The 25,079-nt window shown below is 55.1% G+C and carries 18 protein-coding genes and 1 riboswitch; of the genes, 13 read left to right on the forward strand and 5 right to left on the reverse strand.

Going from position 1 to position 25,079, the window contains the following annotated elements; genetic code table 11:
* The first annotated feature begins 442 nt into the window (after window positions 1-442).
* The 3 genes from metA to ACETPC_RS15280 all read left to right on the forward strand — a co-directional run bounded on the left by metA (window position 443) and on the right by ACETPC_RS15280 (window position 7,007).
* On the forward strand, window positions 443-1,372 hold the full coding sequence (gene metA / locus ACETPC_RS15270) for a homoserine O-succinyltransferase (RefSeq protein WP_380182708.1): 930 nt from the start codon (window positions 443-445) through the stop codon (window positions 1,370-1,372).
* Between the two features lie 143 nt (window positions 1,373-1,515).
* Window positions 1,516-5,193: a methionine synthase gene (metH, locus tag ACETPC_RS15275; RefSeq protein ID WP_380182710.1), complete on the forward strand. Its 3,678-nt coding sequence runs from the start codon at window positions 1,516-1,518 to the stop codon at window positions 5,191-5,193.
* 188 nt (window positions 5,194-5,381) lie between these two features.
* Window positions 5,382-7,007 carry a Na/Pi cotransporter family protein gene (locus tag ACETPC_RS15280; protein WP_380182712.1) on the forward strand — a complete coding sequence of 542 codons (1,626 nt, stop codon included), beginning with the start codon at window positions 5,382-5,384 and terminating at the stop codon, window positions 7,005-7,007.
* Between the two features lie 30 nt (window positions 7,008-7,037).
* Here the strand turns inward: ACETPC_RS15280 and panS are convergent, their stop codons facing one another.
* The 4 genes from panS to ACETPC_RS15300 form a co-directional block, all read right to left on the reverse strand.
* Complete coding sequence (gene panS / locus ACETPC_RS15285; RefSeq protein WP_380182714.1) at window positions 7,038-7,955, reverse strand: ketopantoate/pantoate/pantothenate transporter PanS; 918 nt, start codon at window positions 7,953-7,955, stop codon at window positions 7,038-7,040.
* A 177-nt stretch (window positions 7,956-8,132) separates the two neighbouring features.
* Window positions 8,133-8,837, reverse strand: a complete 705-nt coding sequence (gene aqpZ / locus ACETPC_RS15290) for an aquaporin Z (RefSeq protein ID WP_380182716.1) — start codon at window positions 8,835-8,837, stop codon at window positions 8,133-8,135.
* 249 nt (window positions 8,838-9,086) lie between these two features.
* Complete coding sequence (lysC, locus tag ACETPC_RS15295) at window positions 9,087-10,439, reverse strand: lysine-sensitive aspartokinase 3 (RefSeq protein WP_380182718.1); 1,353 nt, start codon at window positions 10,437-10,439, stop codon at window positions 9,087-9,089.
* A gap of 94 nt (window positions 10,440-10,533) precedes the next feature.
* Window positions 10,534-10,727: riboswitch (Lysine riboswitch) on the reverse strand.
* Between the two features lie 30 nt (window positions 10,728-10,757).
* Entirely contained in the window at window positions 10,758-12,581 is a 1,824-nt protein-coding gene (locus tag ACETPC_RS15300; RefSeq protein WP_380182720.1) for a cation:proton antiporter, read from the reverse strand.
* A 213-nt stretch (window positions 12,582-12,794) separates the two neighbouring features.
* Between ACETPC_RS15300 and pgi the strand changes: the two genes are divergently transcribed.
* From pgi to ubiA, 9 genes are all read left to right on the forward strand, one after another.
* On the forward strand, window positions 12,795-14,444 hold the full coding sequence (gene pgi / locus ACETPC_RS15305; protein WP_380182722.1) for a glucose-6-phosphate isomerase: 1,650 nt from the start codon (window positions 12,795-12,797) through the stop codon (window positions 14,442-14,444).
* 629 nt (window positions 14,445-15,073) lie between these two features.
* The gene (gene yjbE / locus ACETPC_RS15310; RefSeq protein WP_380182724.1) at window positions 15,074-15,322 is read left to right on the forward strand and encodes an exopolysaccharide production protein YjbE; all 249 of its coding nucleotides are present in this window, start codon (window positions 15,074-15,076) and stop codon (window positions 15,320-15,322) included.
* A 79-nt stretch (window positions 15,323-15,401) separates the two neighbouring features.
* The gene (locus ACETPC_RS15315; RefSeq protein WP_380183041.1) at window positions 15,402-16,043 is read left to right on the forward strand and encodes a YjbF family lipoprotein; all 642 of its coding nucleotides are present in this window, start codon (window positions 15,402-15,404) and stop codon (window positions 16,041-16,043) included.
* Complete coding sequence (locus ACETPC_RS15320; protein WP_380182726.1) at window positions 16,040-16,786, forward strand: capsule biosynthesis GfcC D2 domain-containing protein; 747 nt, start codon at window positions 16,040-16,042, stop codon at window positions 16,784-16,786. Before ACETPC_RS15315 ends, ACETPC_RS15320 begins: the two co-directional genes overlap by 4 nt.
* Complete coding sequence (locus tag ACETPC_RS15325) at window positions 16,786-18,873, forward strand: YjbH domain-containing protein (protein WP_380182728.1); 2,088 nt, start codon at window positions 16,786-16,788, stop codon at window positions 18,871-18,873. Before ACETPC_RS15320 ends, ACETPC_RS15325 begins: the two co-directional genes overlap by 1 nt.
* A gap of 140 nt (window positions 18,874-19,013) precedes the next feature.
* Window positions 19,014-19,412, forward strand: coding sequence for a phosphate-starvation-inducible protein PsiE (gene psiE, locus ACETPC_RS15330; protein WP_380182730.1), 399 nt, complete (start codon window positions 19,014-19,016; stop codon window positions 19,410-19,412).
* Between the two features lie 451 nt (window positions 19,413-19,863).
* Window positions 19,864-19,983 (forward strand): small toxic inner membrane protein TimP, encoded by a 120-nt coding sequence (gene timP, locus ACETPC_RS15335; protein ID WP_380182732.1) that lies wholly within the window; start codon window positions 19,864-19,866, stop codon window positions 19,981-19,983.
* Window positions 19,984-20,587: 604 nt separating this feature from the next.
* Complete coding sequence (ubiC, locus tag ACETPC_RS15340) at window positions 20,588-21,115, forward strand: chorismate lyase (protein ID WP_380182734.1); 528 nt, start codon at window positions 20,588-20,590, stop codon at window positions 21,113-21,115.
* Window position 21,116: 1 nt separating this feature from the next.
* Window positions 21,117-21,995 carry a 4-hydroxybenzoate octaprenyltransferase gene (ubiA, locus tag ACETPC_RS15345; protein WP_380182736.1) on the forward strand — a complete coding sequence of 293 codons (879 nt, stop codon included), beginning with the start codon at window positions 21,117-21,119 and terminating at the stop codon, window positions 21,993-21,995.
* A gap of 58 nt (window positions 21,996-22,053) precedes the next feature.
* Here ubiA and plsB read toward each other — a convergent pair whose 3' ends face one another.
* Window positions 22,054-24,483: a glycerol-3-phosphate 1-O-acyltransferase PlsB gene (gene plsB / locus ACETPC_RS15350; protein WP_380183043.1), complete on the reverse strand. Its 2,430-nt coding sequence runs from the start codon at window positions 24,481-24,483 to the stop codon at window positions 22,054-22,056.
* A 128-nt stretch (window positions 24,484-24,611) separates the two neighbouring features.
* Here plsB and ACETPC_RS15355 point away from each other — a divergent pair, with 128 nt between their 5' ends.
* A complete protein-coding gene (locus ACETPC_RS15355) occupies window positions 24,612-24,974 on the forward strand; it encodes a diacylglycerol kinase (protein ID WP_380182738.1) in 363 nt (120 codons plus the stop codon).
* The last annotated feature ends 105 nt before the right edge of the window (window positions 24,975-25,079 follow it).

A 25,079-nucleotide genomic window follows, 5' to 3' on the forward strand; every position in this document is an offset into this window, starting at 1 on the left:
TGCGATAACCCCGACCGAGAGGCCGGGGTTTTTTGCGTCTGCGCGACGGTAAAATATCCCCATGCAAGCCCAGGGAACTGCCGGGCATCAAATTGCATAACCCCGACCGAAAGGCCGGGGTTTTTTGCGTCTGCGCGACGGTAAAATATCCCGATGCGGGACCAGGGAACTGCCGGGCGCGATAACCCCGACCTTACGGTCGGGGTTTTTTTCGTTTATAAGCTCGAAAAGTCTGCAAGTACGATTTCCCTCTTATCCTCGCTTTACCGCAACGCTGTACTTCCCTGAAAAAGCCCTTCGTGTTTAGGTTAATGAACAACCTTTTAAGTCGTGATGAAACATTTTCAACTACCTTATAACGCCTCGACTTTTCCTGCTTAACCCGCTATCTTTGGCTGTCTGGATGTCTAAACGTATAAATGGTTAGTTGAGGAAGCAGGCGATGCCGATTAGGGTACCCGATGAATTACCAGCCGTGAATTTTCTGCGTAATGAAAATGTTTTTGTGATGACCTCATCGCGGGCCAGCACTCAGGAAATCCGCCCGCTAAAAGTGCTGGTTTTGAATCTGATGCCCAAAAAGATCGAGACGGAGAATCAGTTTTTGAGGCTGCTTTCCAACTCGCCGCTACAGATCGATATACAGCTGCTGCGTATCGACAGCCGCGAGTCGCGCAACACGCCAATGGAACACCTGAATAACTTCTACTGCAATTTCGAAGATATCCAGGATAACAACTATGACGGCCTGATCGTCACCGGCGCGCCGTTGGGGCTGGTCGATTTTAACGATGTGGCCTACTGGCCGCAGATCCAGCGTGTATTGCACTGGGCCAAAGAGCACGTAACCTCCACGCTATTTGTCTGCTGGGCTGTACAGGCTGCACTGAATATTCTTTATGGCATTCCTAAACAGACGCGCGATAAAAAACTGTCGGGCGTTTACGAGCATCGGATTCTGCATCCACACGCGCTCTTAACGCGTGGTTTTGACGATACTTTCCTGGCGCCGCACTCACGCTATGCGGATTTCCCCGCTCATCTGCTGCGTGACTATACGGATCTGGAGATCTTCGCGGAATCGGAAGACACGGGAGCTTATCTGTTCGCCAGCAAAGATAAGCGGTTGGCCTTTGTTACCGGTCATCCGGAGTATGATGCGCTGACACTGTCCGGCGAATATTATCGCGACTACGAGGCGGGTTTAAATCCGGAAGTCCCTTTTAATTATTTCCCGCAGGACAATCCGGAGTTGCCACCTCGCGCCAGCTGGCGCAGTCACGGCAACCTGCTGTTTTCCAACTGGTTAAACTACTATGTCTATCAGATCACGCCATTCGATCTGCGTCATATGAACCCGACGCTGGAATAATCTCTGGCTGGCCGCCAGCTCCTTCTCAAAGCACGCCTTGCTCCTCAGCTATGATGGCTCGGGGAGCAGCCGCTTTTACGTGGTTAAAAGTTATGCCAGTATGACTCAGTGGTAGCGTGCCGCAGAGTGACGAAGGGGCCAAAGTGAACAGAGCAGAAGCGCTGCATCGGCAGCTGGCAAAACGCATTATGGTGCTGGATGGCGGTATGGGCACCATGATCCAGAGCTATCGCCTGAGCGAACAGGACTTTCGCGGCGAGCGCTTTGCCAGCTGGCAGAGCGATCTGAAAGGCAATAACGATCTGCTGGTGCTGACAAAGCCTGGTCTCATCAGCGAAATACATCATGCTTATCTCGCCGCAGGCGCGGATATTCTGGAAACCAATACCTTTAACGCCACCCCTGTTGCGATGGCGGATTATCATATGGAATCGCTGTCGGCGGAGATCAACTACGCCGCGGCAAGGCTGGCCCGCGAGTGCGCCGATAAGTGGACAGCCCGCACGCCAGACAAACCTCGCTATGTTGCCGGCGTATTAGGCCCGACCAACCGCACTTGTTCAATTTCGCCGGATGTTAACGATCCCGCTTTCCGTAACATCACCTTTAATCAGCTGGTCGAAGCCTATCGGGAGTCAACGCGGGCGCTGATGGCAGGCGGCGTTGATATCATCTTGATCGAAACCATTTTCGATACGTTGAATGCCAAAGCCGCCATTTTTGCGATAGAAAGCGAATTTGAGGCGCAGAACAAAACGCTGCCGCTGATGATATCCGGCACTATTACCGATGCTTCAGGACGCACGCTTTCCGGGCAGACTACGGAAGCCTTCTATAATTCGCTGCGCCATGCCCAACCATTGGCATTTGGCCTGAACTGCGCGCTTGGCCCGGATGAGCTACGCCAGTATGTGGCGGAACTATCACGCATTGCGGAAAGCTATGTTACGGCTCACCCTAACGCTGGCCTGCCCAACGCATTTGGTGAATACGATCTGGATGCGCAAATTATGGCGGAGCAGATTGGCGAATGGGCGCGATCTGGTTTTCTGAATATTGTTGGCGGCTGCTGCGGCACCACGCCGGAACATATCGCTGCCATGGTCGCCGCGGTAGAAGGGGTTGCGCCTCGCCAGCGACCAAGCCTGCCTGTAGCCTGTCGTCTTTCCGGCCTGGAGCCGTTAAATATCAGTGAGGAAACCTTGTTCGTTAACGTCGGTGAACGGACTAACGTTACCGGCTCGGCGAAATTCAAACGGTTAATTAAAGAAGAAAAATACAGCGAAGCGCTGGAAGTGGCGCTGCAACAGGTTCAGAGCGGCGCGCAGATTATCGATATCAATATGGACGAAGGCATGCTGGATGCGGAAGCGGCGATGGTGCGTTTCCTCAATCTGATTGCTGGCGAGCCGGATATCGCCCGCGTGCCGGTAATGCTCGACTCCTCCAAATGGGAAGTTATTGAAAAAGGCCTGCAGTGTATTCAGGGTAAGGGCATCGTTAACTCCATTTCCATGAAAGAAGGTGTTGAAACCTTTATCCATCATGCGCGCCTGGTGCGTCGCTACGGCGCGGCAATGGTAGTGATGGCTTTTGATGAAGCCGGGCAGGCGGATACGCGCGAGCGCAAAATCGAAATCTGCCGCCGCGCCTATAAAATCCTCACCGAAGAAGTAGGTTTTCCGCCGGAAGATATCATCTTTGACCCAAATATCTTCGCGGTCGCTACCGGTATCGAAGAGCATAACAACTATGCGATGGACTTTATCGGCGCCTGCGAGGACATCAAGCGAGAACTGCCGCACGCGCTGATTTCGGGCGGCGTTTCCAACGTCTCTTTCTCCTTTCGCGGCAACGATCCGGTACGCGAGGCTATTCACGCGGTCTTTCTTTATTACGCTATCCGCAACGGCATGGATATGGGCATCGTTAACGCCGGGCAGTTGGCTATCTATGACGATCTGGTGCCCGAGCTGCGTGATGCCGTAGAGGATGTCGTACTCAACCGCCGCGAAGACGGCACCGAAAGGCTACTGGCGCTGGCAGAAAAGTACCGCGGCAGCAAGGCGGATGATGAAAACAAGCCGCAGGCGGAGTGGCGCAGCTGGGGAGTAGAAAAACGGCTGGAGTACTCGCTGGTTAAAGGTATTACCGAATTTATCGAAGAGGATACCGAAGCCGCGCGCCAGCAAGCCAGTCGCCCGATTGAAGTGATTGAAGGGCCGCTAATGGCAGGCATGAACGTGGTCGGCGATCTGTTTGGTGAAGGCAAAATGTTCCTGCCGCAGGTAGTGAAATCCGCGCGCGTGATGAAGCAGGCGGTGGCTTATCTGGAGCCCTATATCGAGGCGAGTAAGGAGAAGGGCAGCACCAACGGTAAAATTGTCCTGGCGACGGTGAAAGGCGATGTTCACGATATCGGCAAAAATATCGTTGGCGTGGTGCTGCAATGCAATAACTATGAAATCATCGATCTGGGCGTGATGGTGCCCACCGATAAAATCCTTAAAACGGCAAAAGAGCAGAAAGCCGATATCATTGGCCTTTCCGGCCTGATTACGCCGTCGCTGGATGAAATGGTCAATGTGGCGAAAGAGATGGAGCGCCAGGGTTTTACGCTCCCGCTGCTGATCGGCGGCGCGACTACGTCCAAAGCGCATACGGCCGTTAAGATTGAACAGAACTATAGCGGCCCAACGATCTATGTGCAGAATGCCTCGCGCACTGTTGGCGTAGTCTCAGCCTTACTTTCAGCCACTCAGTACAAAGACTTTGTCGCCCGTACACGCAAAGAGTATGAAACGGTACGTATTCAGCATGGCCGCAAAAAGCCGCGCACGCCGCCAGTGTCGCTGGAAGCAGCTCGAGCCAACGCACTGGCGCTGGACTGGGAAGACTATATGCCGCCCGTACCGCACCGGCTGGGCGTAAGCGAAGTAAGTGCTAACATCGAAACGCTGCGCCACTATATCGACTGGACGCCATTCTTTATGACCTGGTCGCTGGCGGGCAAATATCCGCGCATTCTGGAAGATGAAGTGGTCGGTGAAGAGGCGAAGCGATTATTTGCAGATGCCAATACTATGCTGGATGAGCTGAGCGCGAAGCAGGCGCTTACACCACGCGGCGTGGTGGGGATTTTCCCGGCTAACCGTGTGGGCGACGATATCCATATTTGGCGAGACGAATCGCGCCGTGAGGTATTGCAAGTAAGTCATCACTTACGTCAGCAGACCGAAAAGTCCGACTTCGCCAACTATTGCCTTGCCGACTACGTGGCGCCAGCTTCCAGTCGCAAAGCGGACTACCTGGGCGCGTTTGCCGTGACCGGTGGCCTGGAGGAAGACTCGCTGGCGCAAGCTTACGATGCGGCTCACGATGATTACAACAAAATCATGGTGAAGGCGCTGGCAGATCGCCTGGCGGAAGCTTTCGCGGAATATCTGCACGAGCGGGTACGTAAAGTCATCTGGGGCTATGCGCCGACGGAAAACCTGAGCAATGAAGAGCTGATCCGCGAAAACTATCAGGGGATCCGTCCGGCGCCAGGTTATCCGGCCTGCCCGGATCATACGGAAAAAGCCGCGATCTGGCAGTTACTGAAAGTTGAGAAACATACCGGCATGAAGCTGACGGAATCCTTTGCCATGTGGCCTGGCGCGGCCGTTTCCGGCTGGTACTTCAGCCATCCGCAAAGCAAGTACTATGCCGTGGCCCAGCTACAGCACGATCAGATTGAAGACTACGCCCGGCGTAAAGGTATGCCCGTCAGCGAAGTCGAACGCTGGCTGGCCCCAAATCTGGGCTACGATGCAGACTGACTAAATTCGGCCGCGTCGGTCTTGTTTTTACTTTGCGCCGCTTTTCCAGCCGGGCCTTTACAGACCTGGCCTTACCAACAATATCACGCTGATAAAAAAGCTTTTTCGCCAGAGCGGCTAAACTTAAACCCAGCGTCTCCGAACGAGACCAAAGCCATTTATCTTATAAAGCTGTGAGGTCTTTATCGGTGTTAACCCTGCTTAATTTACTTTCCGCCGTGGCTCTGCTGGTCTGGGGAACGCATATTGTCCGTACCGGCGTTATGCGAGTCTATGGCGCGGATCTGCGTCGCGTGCTCAGTCGCAGCGTGGCGAAAAAGCCGATGGCATTTGTGGCTGGTATCGGTGTTACCGCACTGGTGCAGAGCAGCAATGCCACCACGTTGCTGGTCACTTCCTTCGTCGCGCAGGAACTGGTGGCGCTGACGCCCGCGCTGGTGATTATCCTGGGCGCGGATGTGGGCACCGCGCTGATGGCGCGCATCCTGACCTTCGACCTTTCCTGGCTTTCACCGCTGTTTATCTTTTTCGGCGTGGTCTTTTTTCTGGGTCGTAAGCAGACTCGCGCCGGTCAACTTGGCCGCGCCAGTATAGGACTGGGACTGATTCTGCTGGCGCTACAGCTGATTGTCGCAGCCGCGACGCCGATTACCCAGGCGGCAGGCGTCAAAGTCATCTTCTCTTCTCTGACCGGCGATGTGATGCTGGATGCGCTGATCGGCGCGGTATTCGCCATCATCAGCTATTCCAGCCTGGCGGCGGTGCTGATTACCGCCACGCTTACGGCGACCGGCGTAATCTCTTTTAAAGTAGCGCTGTGTCTGGTTATTGGCGCGAACCTGGGCAGCGGTCTGTTGGCGATGCTGAATAACAGCGGCTCCAATGCTGCGGGCAAGCAGGTCGCGCTGGGCAGTCTGCTGTTTAAGTTTATCGGTTCGCTGATGGTGCTGCCCTTTATCGATTTGCTGGCAGAATGGCTGCAAAAGCTGCCGGTCAACGATGAAGAGCTGGTGATCTTCTTCCATGTATTCTACAACCTGCTCCGCTGTCTGATTATGGTGCCCTTTACCGACCTGATGGCCGATCTGTGCCAGAAAATTATCCGTGAAGAACCTGAAACGGATCGGCGCCTGAAGCCGAAACATCTGGACGCTAGCGCGCTGGATACGCCTGCGCTGGCACTGGCGAACGCTTCAAGAGAAACGCTACGGATGGGCGATGTGCTGGAGCAGATGCTGACCAGTTTCAGTAAAGTGGTGCATGGCGAGCTGCGCGAAGAGCGCGAGGTGCGCAGGCTGGATGACGATGTCGACGTGCTCTACACCGCTATCAAACTCTATCTGGCGCAGATGCCAAAAGAGGATCTGCCGGAAGAGGACTCGCGCCGCTGGGCGGAGATTATCGAAATGGCACTTAACCTGGAAATGGCTGGCGATATTCTGGAACGCATGAGCGGCGACGTAGCGGATAAATCGCTGAACGCACGCCGTGCTTTCTCAACGGAAGGCCTGGCGGAGCTGGAGACGCTGATTGAGCAAATCAGCACTAATTTGCGCCTGAGCCTGTCGGTTTTCCTGTCGCGCGATATTACCAGCGCCAAACGGCTGCGGCGCGCCAAGCACCGCTTCCGCATTATGAACCGTCGTTATTCCCACAAGCATGTCGACCGCCTGCATCAGCAGAATGTACAGAGTATAGAAACCAGCTCGCTGCATTTAGGTTTGCTGGGCGATATGAAACGCCTGAACTCGCTGTTTTGCGCGGTGGCCTATAGCGTGCTGGAGCAACCGGACGACGAGCGGGATGAGGAATAACATCCCCCGCATGGCGCGGGGGAAAGAAAGCTACTTTTTCTTAACGGGTTTGCCCGACCAGTAGCCCGCCAGCAGCGAGCCAGAGAGGTTGTGCCAGACTGAAAACAGCGCGCCCGGCAGAGCGGCCAACGGTGAGAAGTAGAGCTTGCCCAGCGTCGCCGCCAGTCCGGAGTTCTGCATACCCACTTCCAGCGCCAGCGTGCGGCAGGTAGATTCGTCAAAGCCGAACAGCCTGCCGCCCCAGTAGCCGCCCAGCAGACCGATAGCGTTATGCAGGATCACCGCCACTATCGTGACCAGCCCGACCGAACCGATAAAGCCCTGGCTGCCCGCTACTACGGCGCTGATAATCAGCAAAATACAAACCATGGAGAAAGCAGGCAGATAAGGCTCCACCCGGCGAACCACGCCATGCAGGGTGTGATGAATAATCAGCCCGATGCCGATCGGCACCACTACGATTTTGACAATGCTCAGCAGCATGCCAACGACATCCACCTGAATATGCGTATCCACATAGAGTTTGGTCAGCAGCGGCGTGGCAAAAACGCCGACCAGCGCGGAAACGGATGAAATGGTCACCGACAGCGCCACATCGCCCTTCGCCAGATAAATCATAACGTTGGAAGCGGTGCCGCTGGCGACGCTACCGACCAGGATCATCCCGGCCGCTAAATCTGGTGGCATATTAAAGAGCTTCGCCAGCGCCCAGGCGGCGAGCGGCATCACCAGATAATGCAGAAAAGTCCCGGCGATTACCGGCGCCGGACGGGTCAGCACACGTTTAAAATCGTTAATATTCAGCGTAACGCCCATGCCGAACATAATCAGCATCAGCAGATAAGTGACCCAGGGGCCGATGCCCAGAAAAGTGCTCGGCGTATAATAAGCGGCAAGGGAAAGCAGGACTGCCCATAACGGGAACAGCCGGGTAACGGTGGCAAGCATAGCCAGACTTCCTTTTGATGTTGTGTTAATGGCGTTGCCGTTTTCCCGGAACGGGGGAAAGCGGACGTCGAATCATAGCATTAGCAGACGGGAAAAGAAGGCGGGTAAGAAGGGGCAAACGGCCGCAGCCGCAAAAAAGCGAGAAAAAGCGGGCCGAGGTCAGCCCGCCGGAAAGCGTTACTCTTTCTCTGCCAGCAGGCTGCGATAAAGCAGGCCGCCGACGATAGCGCCGACAATTGGCATCGCCCAGAACATCCACAGCTGATCCAATGCCCAGCCGCCCTGGAAGATAGCTACGGCGGTACTGCGCGCCGGGTTAACCGAGGTATTGGTAACCGGAATGCTGATCAAATGGATCAGGGTCAGCGCCAGGCCGATAGCGACAGGCGCAAAGCCTTTCGGCGCGCGTTTATCGGTGGCGCCATGGATAACGATCAGAAAGAGAGCGGTCAGCACGGCTTCCGTTATCATGCCGGAAAGCAGAGAGAAACCGCCGGGCGAATGCTCGCCATAGCCGTTGGCGGCAAAACCGCTGGCCGCCGCATCAAATGACGCTTTGCCGCTGGCGATTAAATAGAGCACGCCTGCCGCCAGGATGCCGCCCACCACCTGCGCCAGGATATAGGCGAAGATTTGCGAAGCGGGAAAGCGACCGCCAGCCCACAGGCCCAGCGTGACTGCCGGGTTAAAATGGCCGCCCGAGATATGACCTACGGCATAAGCCATCGTCAATACGGTCAGCCCGAACGCCAGCGCTACGCCGGCAAAGCCAATTCCCAGTTCAGGAAAAGCCGCGGCCAATACCGCGCTACCACAACCGCCGAGAACCAGCACAAAGGTTCCCAGCGTTTCAGCTACTAACCTACGCATGACTTGCTCCATTAATTTGATTTAACGCCGCTATTATCCCTGGCTTACCCAACCGGAAAATCAACGGAACGGAGAATACGCGGTCTCCCGGGGAAAAGGGGCATTTTATTAGCTGCTGTTTTGAGTTAGATCAAACTCGCGCGTGAGGTTAAGTAAAGCTATGCAGGAAAAAACCGGTGAAAGTAAAAAAACCGGGCGGGCGCCCGGTTTAAGGTTATCAATAAAGCGTCAGCCTGTTAGCTGTTGGTAAAACCGCTGCGGCTACTCAAACAGGTTTTTATGCAGCGCCTGGACAACCTGCTCGGCATCGTTGCCCGGCACCAGGAAGCAGAGGTTGTAGCTGCTTGCGCCGTAGCAGATCAGGCGCAGGTTAAACGGCTCCAGTACGCCAAACACCTCTTTGCCGACGCCGCAGGCCTTAGAAAGCTGGTTGCCGATTAGCGCTACCAGCGCCAGGTTTTCCTCTACCTCAACGCGGCACAGCGACGAAAGCTCGGTCAGCAACGCCTGAGTCAGCAGGCCGTCGCTGCTTGAAGTTGAACCGGTAGTATCCAGGGTTAGCGCGACGCTGACTTCGGAAGTAGTGATCAGATCTACCGAGATATTATGGCGCGCAAGGATAGTAAACACTTCCACCAGGAAGCCACGCGCGTGCAGCATATTCAGGCTGTGCAGCGTCAACAGCGTCTGCTTGCGGCGTAGGGCCAGCGCACGGAACAGCGGCGGATTCTGCGTTTGGTTACAGACGCGCGTGCCGCCAGCGGCAGGATCCTTGCTGGAGCCGACGAAGACAGGAATATCGCTGCGCACGGCAGGCAGCAGCGTTGCTGGATGCAGAACTTTGGCACCGAAAGTCGCCATCTCTGCCGCTTCGCCAAAGGTAATTTCATCGATGCGTTTAGCCGTAGGCACCACGCGCGGATCCGTAGTATAGATGCCAGGCACGTCTGTCCAGATATCGATACGAGTCGCGTGCAGCGCCTCGCCCAGCAGCGCTGCGGTATAGTCGCTGCCGCCGCGCCCCAGCGTGGTGGTGCGGCCTTTGGCCTCGCTGCCGATAAAGCCCTGGGTCACAATCAGTGCCTCATCCAGACGCGGGGCCAGCTGCGCCTGCGTCAGTTCCGCCAGCTGGGCGACATCCGGCTCTGCCCGACCAAAGCGATCGTTGGTGCGCATCACTTTACGCACATCGAACCACTCGGCGGCCACTTTACGCTGGCGCAGGATCTCCACAAACAGCAGGCTGGACATTAACTCACCGTGACTGACCAGCTCGTCGGTCAGCGCAGTAGAAGTAGCCAGCGCGGCGGCTTCGGAAAGCATGGTGATGTTTTCCAGCACGCGATCGATCTCGTCGCGAATCACATCTGAATGCGTCAGCTGGTCAACAATGGCGTACTGGATGCGACGGATCTCGTCTAACTGGTAAGCACGCTGCGCCTGCTCCTGGCCTTCCGCCAGCGAGACCAGCAGATTGGTGACGCCCGCCGAGGCGGAAAGCACCACCACGCGCACATTCGGATCGGCCAGCACCACGTCGGCGCTGCGGTTCATGGCGGCATAATCGGCAACGCTGGTGCCGCCGAACTTCGCCACGATCAATGATTGGGACATGTCTTGACATACCTCGTGTCAGGTTAAAATCTATCAGCCTTGGCACAAGGGAAGAGCAGAAACGGGGCAGACGTAGAAAAGGAATTACTACGAGTCACCCAGAAGCGCTCCACCTTGCAAATCGCCCGCTTTACGGACGCTTGTGGTGACAACCCAGAGGATTCAGCCCCTGTAGCCGATACGCCCCATACCGCATGGTTTGTACCTCGGCGTCGCTCCCCCTGATGTGTTATCTGCGGATTCGGTTCCTCCAACACACTGCCTGGGCGACGCGCCTCTTCTGGCCTGCGCATCAGATGCGCAGCTAGCCGCCCAGATTTACCGGGTTATTGCCTCGCTGTCAATCCCTGGCTTTACGGATCCTTCATTTTGCACCAGAGCAATCACCGTGCAGGGCAGCGCGGGTGGCTGGCCATCGCACATTTTCAACTTACCTTGCTCATCCTGCACAAAGAGTAGCAGCGCCTCCTGGTGCTTTTCCAGGTATTCCTGCCAGCCGAAGTTCTCGTTCAGGCTGGTGGCTTTAATCACGCCGCCTTTGGCCAGCAGGCTACTGAGCCGGGCGTAGGTATGCTCCTGGCTGAACAGCACTTCATGACGGCGAAAGCGCGGGCTTTCACTGTCGCGACGGCCTTTTAGCGCGGCGCCCGAGCGGATAGCCGCCACGTTATTGTTGCCAAAAATATGGCTGAAATGGTAAACGGCCAGCGCATTCTGATGACGATTAGGCGAAAGGGCAAGCACCTGCGCCGTTTCGCTAAGATCCAGAAAGTTTTCTGCATGATCTGACCAGGCATTGCCATAGTAAGCAGGAATGCCTTCCATACGCGCCAGACGATAATATTCCCAGCTGCTGTCGGTCACCAGCACTGGCAGATCCAGTTTCTGCAACGCGGCGGCCAGCGCGCGGGCGACGCTGTTAGCGCCGATAATCAGAATGCCGCGCGGTTCGCGCTGCTGTACACGCAGCGCACGGGCTAAAAACGAGCTGGTTAGACTTTGCAATACCACGGTGCCGATAATGACGGCGAACACTACGGTAACCAGCCTGTCGGCACCTTCATAGCCGGTTTTTTCCAGCGTCAGCGCGAACAGCGAGCTTACCGCCGCCGCAACAATACCACGCGGCGAAATCCAGCTTAGCAGCAGCTTATCGCGCCACGGCAGCTTAGAACCCCAGGTTGAAAGCAGAATACAAAGCGGGCGGGCGATAAACTGCACCGCCAGCAGCAGGCCGACCAGCGGCCAGCCCATGGCTACCAGCGCGCCGACATCCAGTCGGGCGGCCAGGATGATAAACAGCGCGGAGATCAGCAGCGCCGACAGCTCCTCTTTAAAAGCGATAATCTCGCTCAGATCCACATCGCGCATATTGGCAAGCCAGATACCCATAACGGTAACGGTCAGCAGACCCGATTCGTCGGCAATAGCGTTTGATGCGCCAAAAGCGGTCAGCATCACGGCCAGCACGGCAAAGTTTTGCAGATAACCGGGCAGCCAGACGCGCTTCAGGGCAACGCCCATCAGCCAGCCGAACAGCGCGCCGCCGACGGCGCCAACCGCTACGGTGATGCCAAACGTCCAGAAAAGATGCGTTAATGATTCCGCTTTTTGCTGTAAGACAATGAATTCAAAAACTAACAGCGTAAAAATAGCGCCGACCGGATCGATCACTATGCCTTCCCAGCGCAGGATCTGGTTAATCGCTTTATTAGGACGCACAACACGCATTAGCGGTGCAATAACTGTCGGGCCGGTTACGACGGTGACGGCGCCAACCAGCGCCGCCAGCTCGGGCGGAAAATCAAGCAGCTGCCAGCAGCTCAGGCTAACCACCAGAAAGGTCGCCAGCATACCGACAGTGACCAGATTGCGTACGACTTTACCCAGCCCGCGGATTTCGTCAAAACGCAGCGTCAGAGCGCCTTCAAATAAAATAATCGCTACCGAAAGCGAAACAAGAGGAAACAGCAGCGCGCCAAACAGCGCATCCGGCTGCAAAACGTGGCCGACCGGCCCCAGGAGAATGCCGAAAACCAGCAGCGGTAAAATGGCCGGCAAACGCAGCAACCAGGCCAGCCACTGGGCCACCAGCGAACTTAATCCAATGATTACTAACAGGAGTGGCGCAGAAAGCTCCATAAAAATTTTCCTTTAAAGGACAAGAATAGTCATACTAAAACGCATCGGGGAAAGCCCCGCCGCCTGAATTATAAATAGCCCCGGGCAAAAGGGAGGAAAACTTCTCTTCTGATAGCCGTCACCTGTTGCAGGGAAAGGCGTGCGAGAAACGCGTAACAGGTAACATGGCGTCCGGTCTGATTTACGGTTCTTAAATAAAAAGAGTGTGTTGCTATGAAAAATATCAATCCGACACAAACCGCTGCCTGGCAAGCCCTGCAGCAGCATTTTGCAGAGATGAAAGATGTAGAAATTGCCGATCTGTTCGCCAAAGATGGCGACCGGTTCAGCAAGTTTTCCGCCACTTTTGACGATCAAATGCTGGTGGACTTCTCTAAAAACCGCATCACCAGTGAAACGCTCGACAAGCTGCAGGCTCTGGCCAAAGAAACCGAGCTGCAGGACGCTATTAAATCTATGTTCTCCGGGGAAAAAATCAACCGCACTGAAGATCGCGCGGTGCTGCACGTTGCCCTGCGTAACCGCAGCAACACGCCAATCGTGGTAGATGGCAAAGATGTCATGCCGGAAGTCAACGCGGTGCTGGCGAAGATGAAATCTTTCTCTGAGCGCATTATCAGCGGCGAGTGGAAAGGCTATACCGGCAAAGCGATTACCGATGTAGTAAACATCGGCATCGGCGGTTCCGATCTGGGGCCGTTTATGGTCACCGAAGCGCTGCGTCCTTATAAAAATCACCTGAATATGCACTTCGTCTCTAACGTCGACGGCACGCATATCGCGGAAACGGTGAAAGACCTTAGCCCGGAAACCACGCTGTTTCTGGTAGCTTCTAAAACTTTCACTACGCAGGAAACCATGACCAACGCCCATAGCGCGCGTGACTGGTTCCTGAAAGCGGCTGGCGATGAGCAGCATGTAGCGAAACACTTTGCTGCGCTCTCTACCAACGCCAAAGCCGTCGGTGAATTCGGTATCGATACCGCCAACATGTTCGAATTCTGGGACTGGGTCGGCGGGCGTTATTCGCTCTGGTCGGCGATTGGTCTCTCTATCGTGCTCTCTATCGGCTACGACAACTTCGAGCAGCTGCTGAGCGGCGCGCATGCCATGGACAATCATTTCGCTAATACGCCTGCGGAGCAGAACCTGCCGGTGATCCTGGCGCTGATCGGCATCTGGTATAACAATTTCTTCGACGCCGAAACCGAAGCCATTCTGCCTTACGACCAGTATATGCACCGCTTTGCCGCCTATTTCCAGCAGGGCAATATGGAGTCGAACGGCAAATATGTCGATCGCAACGGCAATCCGGTTACTTATGAAACCGGCCCAATTATCTGGGGCGAGCCGGGCACGAATGGCCAGCATGCTTTTTACCAGCTGATCCATCAGGGTACCAAGCTGGTGCCGTGCGACTTTATCGCGCCTGCGGTTAGCCATAACCAACTGGGCGATCATCACGCCAAACTGCTTTCCAACTTCTTCGCGCAGACCGAGGCGCTGGCATTTGGCAAAGCGCGCAAAACAGTAGAAAAAGAGTTCGCCGATGCGGGCAAAGATGCGAAATCCGTTGAGCATATCGTGCCGTTCAAGGTGTTCGAAGGCAACCGCCCGACTAACTCCATTCTGCTGCGCGAGATCAATCCGTTTAGCCTGGGTGCGCTGATTGCGCTCTATGAGCATAAGATCTTTACCCAGGGCGCCATCCTGAACATCTTCACTTTCGATCAGTGGGGCGTGGAGCTGGGCAAACAGCTGGCCAATCGCATTCTGCCTGAGCTTTCCGGCAGCGAGCAGGTTGCCAGCCACGACAGTTCTACCAATGGCCTGATTAACCGCTACAAAAACTGGCGCGGCTGAGTGACGATGGGAAGTCGCTAACCGCCGCTTCCTGGTTTAGCTCTGCTCTGTGGTGGGCCGGTGCTCAAACACCGGCCCCATCTAAAGCCAGTCAGATCCACCTGTAGCTTTAGCTGGCCCTGTTTGACAAAGACTGTATCTCTGGCTGGCACTGCTGAAGACGAAGCAAAAGGCATTTTCTTCTGCCAATCATTGCTGAATAGTTCTGGCTTGCGCTGAGGAAATTCTTAAAATTCAGTTCTCTGAGAAAATTTCCGCACGGATTAGTCTGAAACAGATGGTCTGCTTTCAGCCCTTTATTATGCCTTCCTCATAGTTAAATGACTGAAAAACAGCGTTTTTAATAATATTTTCTTCCCATATAGCCTTTCTCCGCAATATGCGCCGTTTTATTCAGAATTGGCAGTGAATGGCGCTGATTTGCCGGGATACGGCAGCAATAAATAGCGATATAGCTATTTTATTGACTGAATATTTCCTGACCTTGCTAAAAATGTCTCTTTTTCGCACAGCGAAACCGCTGCTCTGAAGGGGTTTAACCGCCCTCAATTCTGGTAGTTTAATGCCTTATAATGAGCGCGCCTGAACCTGTCAGGCAGGTTATCCATTCATTCTGTGAAGGATTTTGTATGAAAAAAGTCTTATGTGCGGCTGCAGCCGTAGCGTACTTAGCGACTGCTTCCGCTGCCTTCGCCGCGCCTGAAGAGGCCGGTGCCGCAGCGGGCGCCTCAGCGGGAACGCTTTCCGCCGGGACGACTACGGCAGTAGGTGTGGGCGCGCTTGGCGCGCTGGTAGGCGTAGCGCTGGCAGCAAGCAGCGGCGGTAACGGTTCTAATACCGGCACCACTACAACTACGACCACAAACACTACTCGTTAAGTAGAGTAAATTAATCATAACCACACGCTTGTGTGGTTATTTTTTGACATTGTCAGCATTTATTCAGGGACTTACACCAGTGCGCTATCTACCGCTGCTGCTTTTATGCCTGCTCGCCCAGGGCTGCACCCAAACACAAAAAAGCCTGGGAGAGACGGTAAAACTGGCTCTGCTCGGGCCGGACGACGTTCAGGTCACGGCGGAACAGGTCGAAAGCCTGCCTTACGCCAGCATGTATCTGCGCGTTAACGATGGCCAGCGCATTTTTGTGGTGCTGGGCTTTGCCGAAAACGGCCAGCAAAAATGGATTACCCGCGACCGCACCATGGTTGTCACACAGCATGGCCGCGTGGTGAAAACGCTGGGGCTAACAAACAGCCTCCATGAGGTCAGCAACCTTGAACAGGATCCGCTGGCCGATCCGCTGCGGCTGACCGAAGGTGCCAGCTGGCAACGTCAGCTGAGCTGGTCACAAGCAGGCCGCTTCCATGCCGCAATGGCCGTTTCGCATTTCACGCGCCTGCAGGATGAGGTGCTCGATCTGGCCGGACGTAAAGTTGCCTGTCGCGTCTGGCAGGAAGAGGTTGTCGCCGGGAATAAAAGCTGGCGTAACATTTTCTGGATCGATACCACTAGCGGTCAGGTTCGCCAGTCGCGACAAACGCTGGACGGCGACGATTTCTCCGTTGAAACCACCATCCTGAAGCCTGCGAAATCATGAAAAAAATAACTTACTTTGTGGCAGGTCTCGCCGCCTGCGTGTCGCTGAGCGTGTGCGCCGACAGCGAAGTCACCATCTACTCGCCAGGCCAGGGCGAAACCGCGCAGGTCAGCCACGTGCAGAATCTGGCGCAGCTGGCGACAGGTCTGGCAGGAAAAACCTGGTGGCCCGGCACCGTGATTAGCGAAAAGCTGGCTACCGCAGCGGCAATACAGCAACAGCAGCAGCTGCTGGCGCGTCTGAAAAGCTGGAGCGCGGAACTGCACGCCGATGATGACGGCGAGCAGGCTGCGGCTATTGATAACCTCTACCAACAAATCGCAGCGATTAAAGTTACGGGGCGACAGATTGTTAATCTCGACCCGGACTGGGTGCGCCTGCGTCCCGAAGCGAATCGCCGTCTTGAAGGTGAATACAGCGTTTATACGCTGCAAAAACCCACCAGTCTGACCATTGCGGGCCTGGTCAGCGGCAGCGGCAAAACAACCTGGGCGCCGGGCCGCGGCGTAGCTGGCTACCTGGACAGCCATCAGCGGCTGGACGGTGCCGAGCGTAATTTCGCCACGGTTATCGCGCCCTCAGGCGAAACGCAGCAGGTTCCAATTGCTTACTGGAACCATCGCCATATTGAGCCTGAAGCAGGCAGCATTATTTACGTTGGCTTCTCTGCGTGGTCGCTGCCCGGCGGCCCCGATCTTAACCAGCAAATTATTTCTGTTTTGACGCACCGGATCCCTGACTGATGAAAAAAAATTATCTTCTCAGCCTGCTGGCGATATCAGTGGCCTGCGCATGCCAGGCCCAGGCTGCGGATCTCATCGGGCCGTCGCAGTCCGACTTTGGCGGCGTGGGCCTGCTGCAGGTGCCTACAGCGCGCATGGCAAAGGATGGCGAGTTCAGCCTGAACTACCGCTACAACGATCAATACCATTTCTACTCTTCTTCGGTGCAGCTGTTCCCGTGGCTGGAAGCAACCATTCGCTATACCGATGTGAAAACCCGACGCTACAGCGCCGTAGAAAGCTTCAGCGGCAACCAGAGCTATAAAGACAAGGCATTCGATCTGAAAGCTCGTCTATGGCAGGAAGGCTACTGGCTGCCGGAAGTCTCCGTGGGCGCGCGGGATCTGGGCGGTACTGGCCTTTTCGACAGTGAATATCTGGTTGCCAGCAAAGCCTGGGGGCCATTCGATTTTACTCTTGGCCTGGGCTTCGGCTACCTGGGCAACAGCGGCACGGTGAAAAACCCATTCTGTGAGGCGGACAGCAGCTACTGCTACCGTTCTAATTCCAACGGCACCGCTGGCTCCGTTAGCGATAAAGATCTCTTCAAAGGCCCGGCGGCGCTTTTCGGCGGGATTGAATACCAGACGCCGTGGCAGCCGCTGCGCCTGAAGGTTGAGTATGAAGGCAACGACTATCAGGATGATTTCGCCGGTCGCCTGGAGCAGAAAAGCAAAGTCAACGTCGGCGCGATTTACCGCATCACCGACTGGGCCGATGTAAACGTCAGCTATGAACGCGGCAATACTTTGATGGCGGGCTTTACGCTGCGCACCAACTTTAACGAATTGCACAGCGCCTCGGTGGATGTGCCAAAACCAGCTTATCAGCCGCAGCCGCAGGGCGAATTCCTGGAGCCGACAGTAGTTGCCAGCCAGTTGACCGATCTGAAATACAATGCGGGCCTGGCAGGGCCGAAAATTCAGGTGAAAGGCGATACGCTTTACGTTACCGGACAGCAGACGAAATATCGTAATACTCAGGAAGGCATAGATCGCGCCAACGTGATTATGATGAACGCGCTGCCGCAGAATATTGCCAAACTGAACGTAACCGAAACGCGTAATAATATGCCGCAGGTAACCACGGAAACCAGTACCGACAGTCTGCGTCAGCAGCTGGAAGGCTATCCGCTGGGCAAAGAGAAGATGCTGGAGCAAAAGCGGGTCAATCCGCTAGATCCAGGCCATACCGAGCAGGGCTATTTTATCAACGCGGATCGCTTTGACTATAGCCTGTCGCCGGTACTGAACCAGTCGGTCGGCGGCCCGGAAAGCTTTTATCTTTACCAGGTCGGCGTTATGGCCAGCGCCAACTACTGGCTGACCGATCACTTACTGATCGACGGTAGCGTATTCGGCAACCTGACAAATAACTACGATAAGTTTAATTACAACGGCGTGCCGAATGATTCTTCGCTGCCGCGTGTTCGTACCCATATTCGCGAGTACGTTGAAAACAACGTCTATGTGAATAACCTGCAAGCCAACTACATGCACTACCTGGGCAACGGTTTCTATGGTCAGGTGTACGGTGGCTATCTGGAAACCATGTACGGTGGCGTTGGCGGCGAAGTGCTTTATCGTCCGCTGGACTCTGACTGGGCGTTTGGCATTGATGCCAACTACGTCAAGCAGCGCGACTGGGACAATATGATGCAGTTCACCGACTACAACGCGAAAGTCGGCAACCTGACGGCCTACTGGCGTCCTTCCTTCTTTAATCATCAGGTGTTGGTGAAGGCGAGCGTGGGACAGTATCTGGCGGAAGATAAAGGCGCGACGCTGGATATTTCCCGCCAGTTCGACAGCGGCGTGATAGTAGGCGCTTACGCCACCAAAACCAACGTTTCGGCGGAAGACTACGGTGAAGGTGAATTTACCAAGGGCTTCTATGTTTCAATTCCGATGGATCTGTTCACCTCGTCGCCAACACGCGGTCGTGCGCAGGTCAACTGGACGCCACTGACGCGCGACGGCGGTCAGATGCTGGGCCGTAAATATCAGCTTTATGATATGACCAGCGATCGGGATAAAAACTTCCGCTAAGCCATAAGGCGATAACACCAGGGGCGAACAGGATTCGCCCCTTTTTACGTCCAGAGAAAACTTGTGAAGCCGCTCACACTAAAGCATATTGTAACGGTCAGGATGGCCCTGACAGAGAACCGTATTTGTCGAGGATTTGTATGATTAACGCCACGCGTATTGCCTGGTTACTGCAGATGGTGCTGAATGTAGGGCTGATTGCGCTGGCCGGTATTCTGGCCATCTTTTTAGGGAAAGAAACTCTCCATCTGGCTAACGTGCTGCTCAATACCGGCGAGCAGACTTCGTCGTATTTACTGATCGAAGGGATCGTAATCTATTTTCTTTACTTCGAATTTATCGCGCTGATCGTTAAGTATTTTCAGTCCGGCTACCACTTCCCGCTGCGCTACTTCGTTTATATCGGCATCACGGCTATTATCCGGCTGATCATCGTCGATCATAAAAATCCTTTCGACACCCTGGCCTATTCAGTCGCGATCCTGATTCTGGTGGTGACGCTATGGCTGGCGAACAGCAATCGGTTGAAGCGCGAGTAGAGCTGTTCAGGTGCGTACCAGAGCGCGTTCAATCGCCCTTAGCGTACGCCGACGGATCCAGCCGCTGGCCGGCCGTATGATGTTCCAATAGCAGGCAAACATCCTACTGACTCCCTTTCTTTCAATACAGCAGGCCATAAAAACAAAAAAACCGCCATTAGCGGCGGTTCTTTTGAGCTGGCCAGGTTAAGCGGCCTTGCCAGCAGGTTGCTACTTAACGCAAGCACACCCAAGTGCTCACATAATGTACTTGTGGCAGCTGTATGTCAAGTGTACTTTCTGATCATTTAATGTACAATTCAGGCGGCCCTTTTCGCCGCCTTAAGCAAGCGGGCGCCGGACCGGGAAAAGGATGTCCAACGGCCGTAAACGCAGGCGCACCCATGTGCTTGCATTCGCGGTTTTATCTCCGGTGATGATACCGCGAAGCGGTCTGTGCAAGGACCGCGCAATGAAACGGTACTTTTGTATTGTGCTCGTTGTTTCTGGTGCATTGTGGTCATCCGGAAGCGAGAACTGGACAGTTTCCGGCAACGCTTTCACGGTAACCATCAACGTGGCAGGCAAGTAAGCCAGGAAGCCGTCTTTCGGGGCGGCCTTCCGCGTTTCTCTTTTCTTTCCGCATAGGGCAGATACAAAAAAACCGCCATTGATGGCGGTTCTCTTGAGCTGGCCAGGTTAAGCGGCCTTGCCAGCAGGTTGCTGCTTAACGCAAGCACGTTCAAGTGCTCACATAATGTACTTGTGGCAGCTGTATGTCAAGTGTACTTTTTGATCATTTAATGTACAATTCAGGCGGCCCTTTTCGCCGCCTTAAGCAAGCTGGCGCCGGACCCGGAAAAGGATGTCCAATGGCCGTAAACGCAGGTACGTTCAAGTGCTTGCATTCGCGGTTTTATCTCCGGTGATGATACCGCGAAGCGGTCTGTGCAAGGACCGCGCAATGAAACGGTACTTTTGTATTGTGCTCGTTGTTTCTGGTGCATTGTGGTCATCCGGAAGCGGGAACTGGACAGTTTCCGGTAACGCTTTCACGGTGATCATCAACGTAGCAGGCAAGTAAGCCAGGAAGCCGTCTTTCGGGGCGGCCTTCCGCTGTCTCCAATGGTTAAAATTCTGTTTAACGCCTTTCGCCTTATGCTAGGCTACTCCAATTTACCGTCCGGAGAAGCGCAATGACCGATCCCGCGCTAATAAAACTATGCGCCATTGAATGGCTACCGCTCTCATCGCCTCAGCTGACTGCGCCGCTGCTTGACTGGCTGATGGAAGAAGACTCCATGACCCGCCGTTTTGAGCGCCACTGTCAGAAAGTGACGGTCGAGATCCTGCGCGAAGGCTTTATCGACAGGCAAGAAGCAGGCGTGGATGCGCTGCTGCTACCCGAAGAGCCGCGCTACTGGCTGCGCGAGATCTTGCTGTGCGGCGATGGTGAGGCCTGGCTGGTTGCCCGCACTGTATTGCCAGAATCCACGCTGCACGGGCCGGAGCAGCAGCTGCAACAGCTTGGTTCAAGGCCGCTGGGCCGCTATCTTTTTGCTTCCTCAACGCTTAGCCGCGATTTTATCGAGCCGGGACGCAGCGGCGAGCTGTGGGGGCGCCGCTCGCTGCTGCGCCTTTCCGGCAAGCCGCTGCTGTTAACCGAACTGTTTTTACCGCCTGCGCCGCTCTATAGAGCCATCCAGGCAGAAAGGAAAATGTAGTATGGAGAAATCTCTGCCGGTCAGTAAGTTTCAGGCCTACAGCCGCCTGATGCGTATTGATAAACCTATCGGATCGCTGTTGCTGTTGTGGCCTACTTTTTGGGCGCTGTGGCTGGCAGGTCTGCGCGTGCCGCCGCTTGATGTGCTGGTGGTTTTTACGCTGGGCGTATTTTTTATGCGTGCGGCAGGCTGCGTGGTTAACGATTTTGCCGATCGTAAAATCGACGGTCACGTAAAGCGTACCCGTACGCGTCCTTTGCCGAGCGGCGCAGTCACCTCCACAGAAGCAAAGTTCCTGTTTGGTGGCCTGGTGCTGATCTCGTTTTGCCTGGTGCTGACCATGAATCTGATGACCATTCTGCTGTCGTTCGGCGGGCTGGCGCTGGCCTGGGTTTATCCGTTTATGAAGCGTTACACTCATCTACCGCAGGTGGTGCTGGGCGCAGCGTTCGGCTGGGCAATCCCGATGGGCTGGGCTGCGGTCAGTGAAACAGTGCCTTTAACCTGCTGGCTGCTGTTCTTTGCCAACATCTGCTGGACGGTGGCTTACGATACGCAATACGCGATGGTGGACAGAGATGACGATTTGAAAATCGGCGTTAAATCTACGGCAATTCTGTTTGGCCGCTTCGACAAGCTAATTATTGGCCTGCTGCAAATCGCTACGCTGGTGCTGATGGCGATAATCGGCCAGCTGATGCAATTAAATAGTCCGTTTTACTGGTCGCTGCTGGCGGCTGGCGCGCTGTTTATCTGGCAGCAGAAGCTGATCGGCGGCCGCGAGCGTGAAGCCTGCTTCAGGGCCTTCCTGAATAATAACTACGCGGGAATGATTCTGTTTATCGGTATCGCCCTGAGCTGCGCGCCGTTTACCAGCTAATTACAGGCAATAAAAAAGGGCCGATGCTTCTCGCACCGGCCCTTTTTTTATCGCTGGTTTACTCGGGCGCCAGCGCGCTTTCAATCGTCATACGAACTTCCTGGCTGATCAGATCGGCCAGCATCTGGTAGACCTTATGGGTCTGTTCATAATGCGCATCGCCGGTATCGCTGATGTAGCCTTCGTCTCGCAACGTCAGCACCAATGTGGAGAACACGGCTTTATCGAAAAACTCCGGCGCGTTGATGCCGTGCAGCACGGAAAGGCGCTGAGCCATAGTACGGCTCTCTTTCTCCAGCGTGCCGCGGTTGATTGACGGATTAGCGCTGAGGATTGAGAAGGTGATGGCATAGCGCTGTAGCGTTTCACGCACGCCCGCTGCCAGCAGCTGTAGCGTGTGGAAACGGGCAGGGCTGAGGCGCAGCTTTTGCGTCTGCTCATCGGCGGTCAGCAAGCCCTGACGCGCCATTTCGCTGACCAGCGAATCCAGTACGGCTGGCAGATCTTCTTTCTCCCAGTGCAGGAACAGCTCGCTTTTCAGCATCGGATAGATCACGCTAACCTGGCGCAGCAGCTCGGCGCGGGTCAGCTCCCGATGCTGCATCAGGATCACCGCAATTACCGATGGCATCACCAGCATATGATGAACGTTGTTGCGGTAGTAAGTCATCAATACCGCCTGTTCGCGCGGCAGCACAATAATCTCGCCGATATTATCCTGCTCAATCTCGAACTTATTCATGCTGAGCGCGTGATCCAGCATTGCATCCGGCGTCATATCCGGCACAGTAGAATCCGGTGAATAAGGCACGTTGCGCAGCAGCTGGATATAACACTCCAGCTGTTCCACCAGCTGCTCGCGGGTAAGCGAGCGTTGACGCGAAGCCAGCAGCGCCGTTACGCACAGGTTCATAGCGTTGGCCGCGCCAGCATTATTGATGCGCACCATCACGCGCTGGGCGATATCGTTGACCGCAGGCGTCAGCCAGGCCGGGCGCTGAGACTCAATAGGATCGATAGAGTCGCGCCACTCCGGCACATGCTTGTTCAGATAGTTAACCAGCGGCAGCGGCTCGCCGAAATTCACGTAGCCCTGACCCAGGTTACGCAGCTTGCGCAACCCGCGCACCATCTGCATAAAGCCTTCTTTCTCTTTAGTGGCACCGCGCAGCTCTTTTGCGTAGGTGCCGACTTCCATCACGTGCTCATAGCCGATATAGATAGGCACCAGCGTGATAGGGCGATTGCCACCGCGCAGCATCGCCTGAATGGTCATCGACAACGTGCCGGTTTTTGGATCCAGCAGGCGTCCCGTACGGGAACGGCCGCCCTCCACGAAATATTCCACAGAATAACCACGCGTAAACAGCTCGCCCAGATATTCACGGAACACGGTAGAGTAAAGCTTGTTGCCTTTAAAGGTGCGGCGGATAAAGAACGCGCCCAGGCGACGGAAAATCGGGCCGGCTGGCCAGAAATTAAGGTTGATACCCGCAGCGATATGCGGCGGCACCAGCCCCTGATGGTAAAGCACGTAGGAAAGCAGCAGATAGTCCATATGGCTGCGATGGCAGGGCACATAAACGATTTCATGCCCATCCTGCGCCAGCTGGCGTACGCGTTCACCGCCGTTGACGTTGATGCCCTGATAGAGCTTGCTCCACGTCCAGCCCATGATCCTGTCGGTCAGACGGATAGCCTCGTAGGAGAAATCTGCCGCGACCTCTTCCATCAGCTCAACCGCATTCTGCTGCGCTTTCTCATGAGAGATCTTTTTACTGCGCGCCTCATCCTCTACCGCTTTGGCGATAGCTTTAGACTGCAACAGCTTGTTAAACAGATCCTGACGTACCGGCAGACGCGGGCCGACAGCCGCAAGGCGCTGACGGGCGAAGTGCATCCTGGCTACGCGAGCCAGCTTCTGAGCGATAGTTTTATCGGTACCGTGCTCGGTCGCCATACGGCGCAGCGAGACCATCGGCGAGAAACGCACAAAGCTGTCGCGCCCCAGCCAGAGCACGGCGATAAATTTCTGGATACCGTTCAGCACGCGCAGGTGCGGCTGGCTTTCGCCCTGAACTTCACGTCCCGGCGCACGGCCAAACATTACCGACACCGGCACCATCTGCACGTCCAGCAGCGGATTGCTGCGGTGGAGATCCAGATAGTCGTGGAAGGTTTTTACGGATTCCAGATTAGGCGCGTAATAAGGAAACACGCGTGGGCCATCATGGATAAAAACGTAGCGCGGCAGCAGCGTGCCGTCGATCTCCAGCGGCTCCAGGGGATCGGGAAGATCCTCTTTGTGACACTGCTCGCGCAGCGCCAGCAGATCGGCCTTTGAATCGTACGGCAGCACATACATAATAGGGCGCGACGTATCCAGCCCCAGTTCAGCGACCGGCTCGGCGGGGATCGCTTTACTTTTTACCAGCATTTTTACTGGGAAATTCAATAATTTATAATATAAGTTACGCCAACCTGACATAGACAACATAAAGCCTCTTGTTAGCAAAGCGCCGCAAGCATACCAGAATCCGCGTAGGAGATCTGTGATGTTGCAAAATGTGCGCTACCCTGACATTGACGTTAAACAGAACAAAGGGTTCCCTGATTATGGCAAATAACGCCTCGGGTTTAACGCGGATCATAAAAGCTGCGGGTTATTCATGGAAAGGTTTGCGCGCTGCCTGGCAGCATGAGGCGGCTTTTCGGCAAGAGGTCATCGCGGCGGTGGTGGCGATAGCTGTAGCCTGCTGGCTGGATGTCACGCCGATGGCCAGGATCCTGCTAATTGGTTCCGTGGCGCTGGTGATTATCGTTGAGGTTCTTAATAGCGCGATAGAGGCCGTAGTCGACAGACTGGGCAATGAGTTCCATGAGCTTTCCGGACGAGCCAAAGATATGGGATCGGCCGCCGTGCTGCTGGCTATCCTGCTGGCCGTCTTTGTCTGGCTGACTATTTTGCTCAATCGATGATGCCGAGCCCACAAAACGCCACAATATGCCGTTTTTTATCCAGCTTTAGGTTTCCAACCTCGAAATACCTGTATATACTCACAGTCGTCTGTATAAACAACCAGG

Source organism: Pantoea sp. sgz302252 (assembly GCF_042610525.1).
In the GTDB taxonomy this organism is placed as follows: Bacteria; Pseudomonadota; Gammaproteobacteria; order Enterobacterales; family Enterobacteriaceae; genus Erwinia.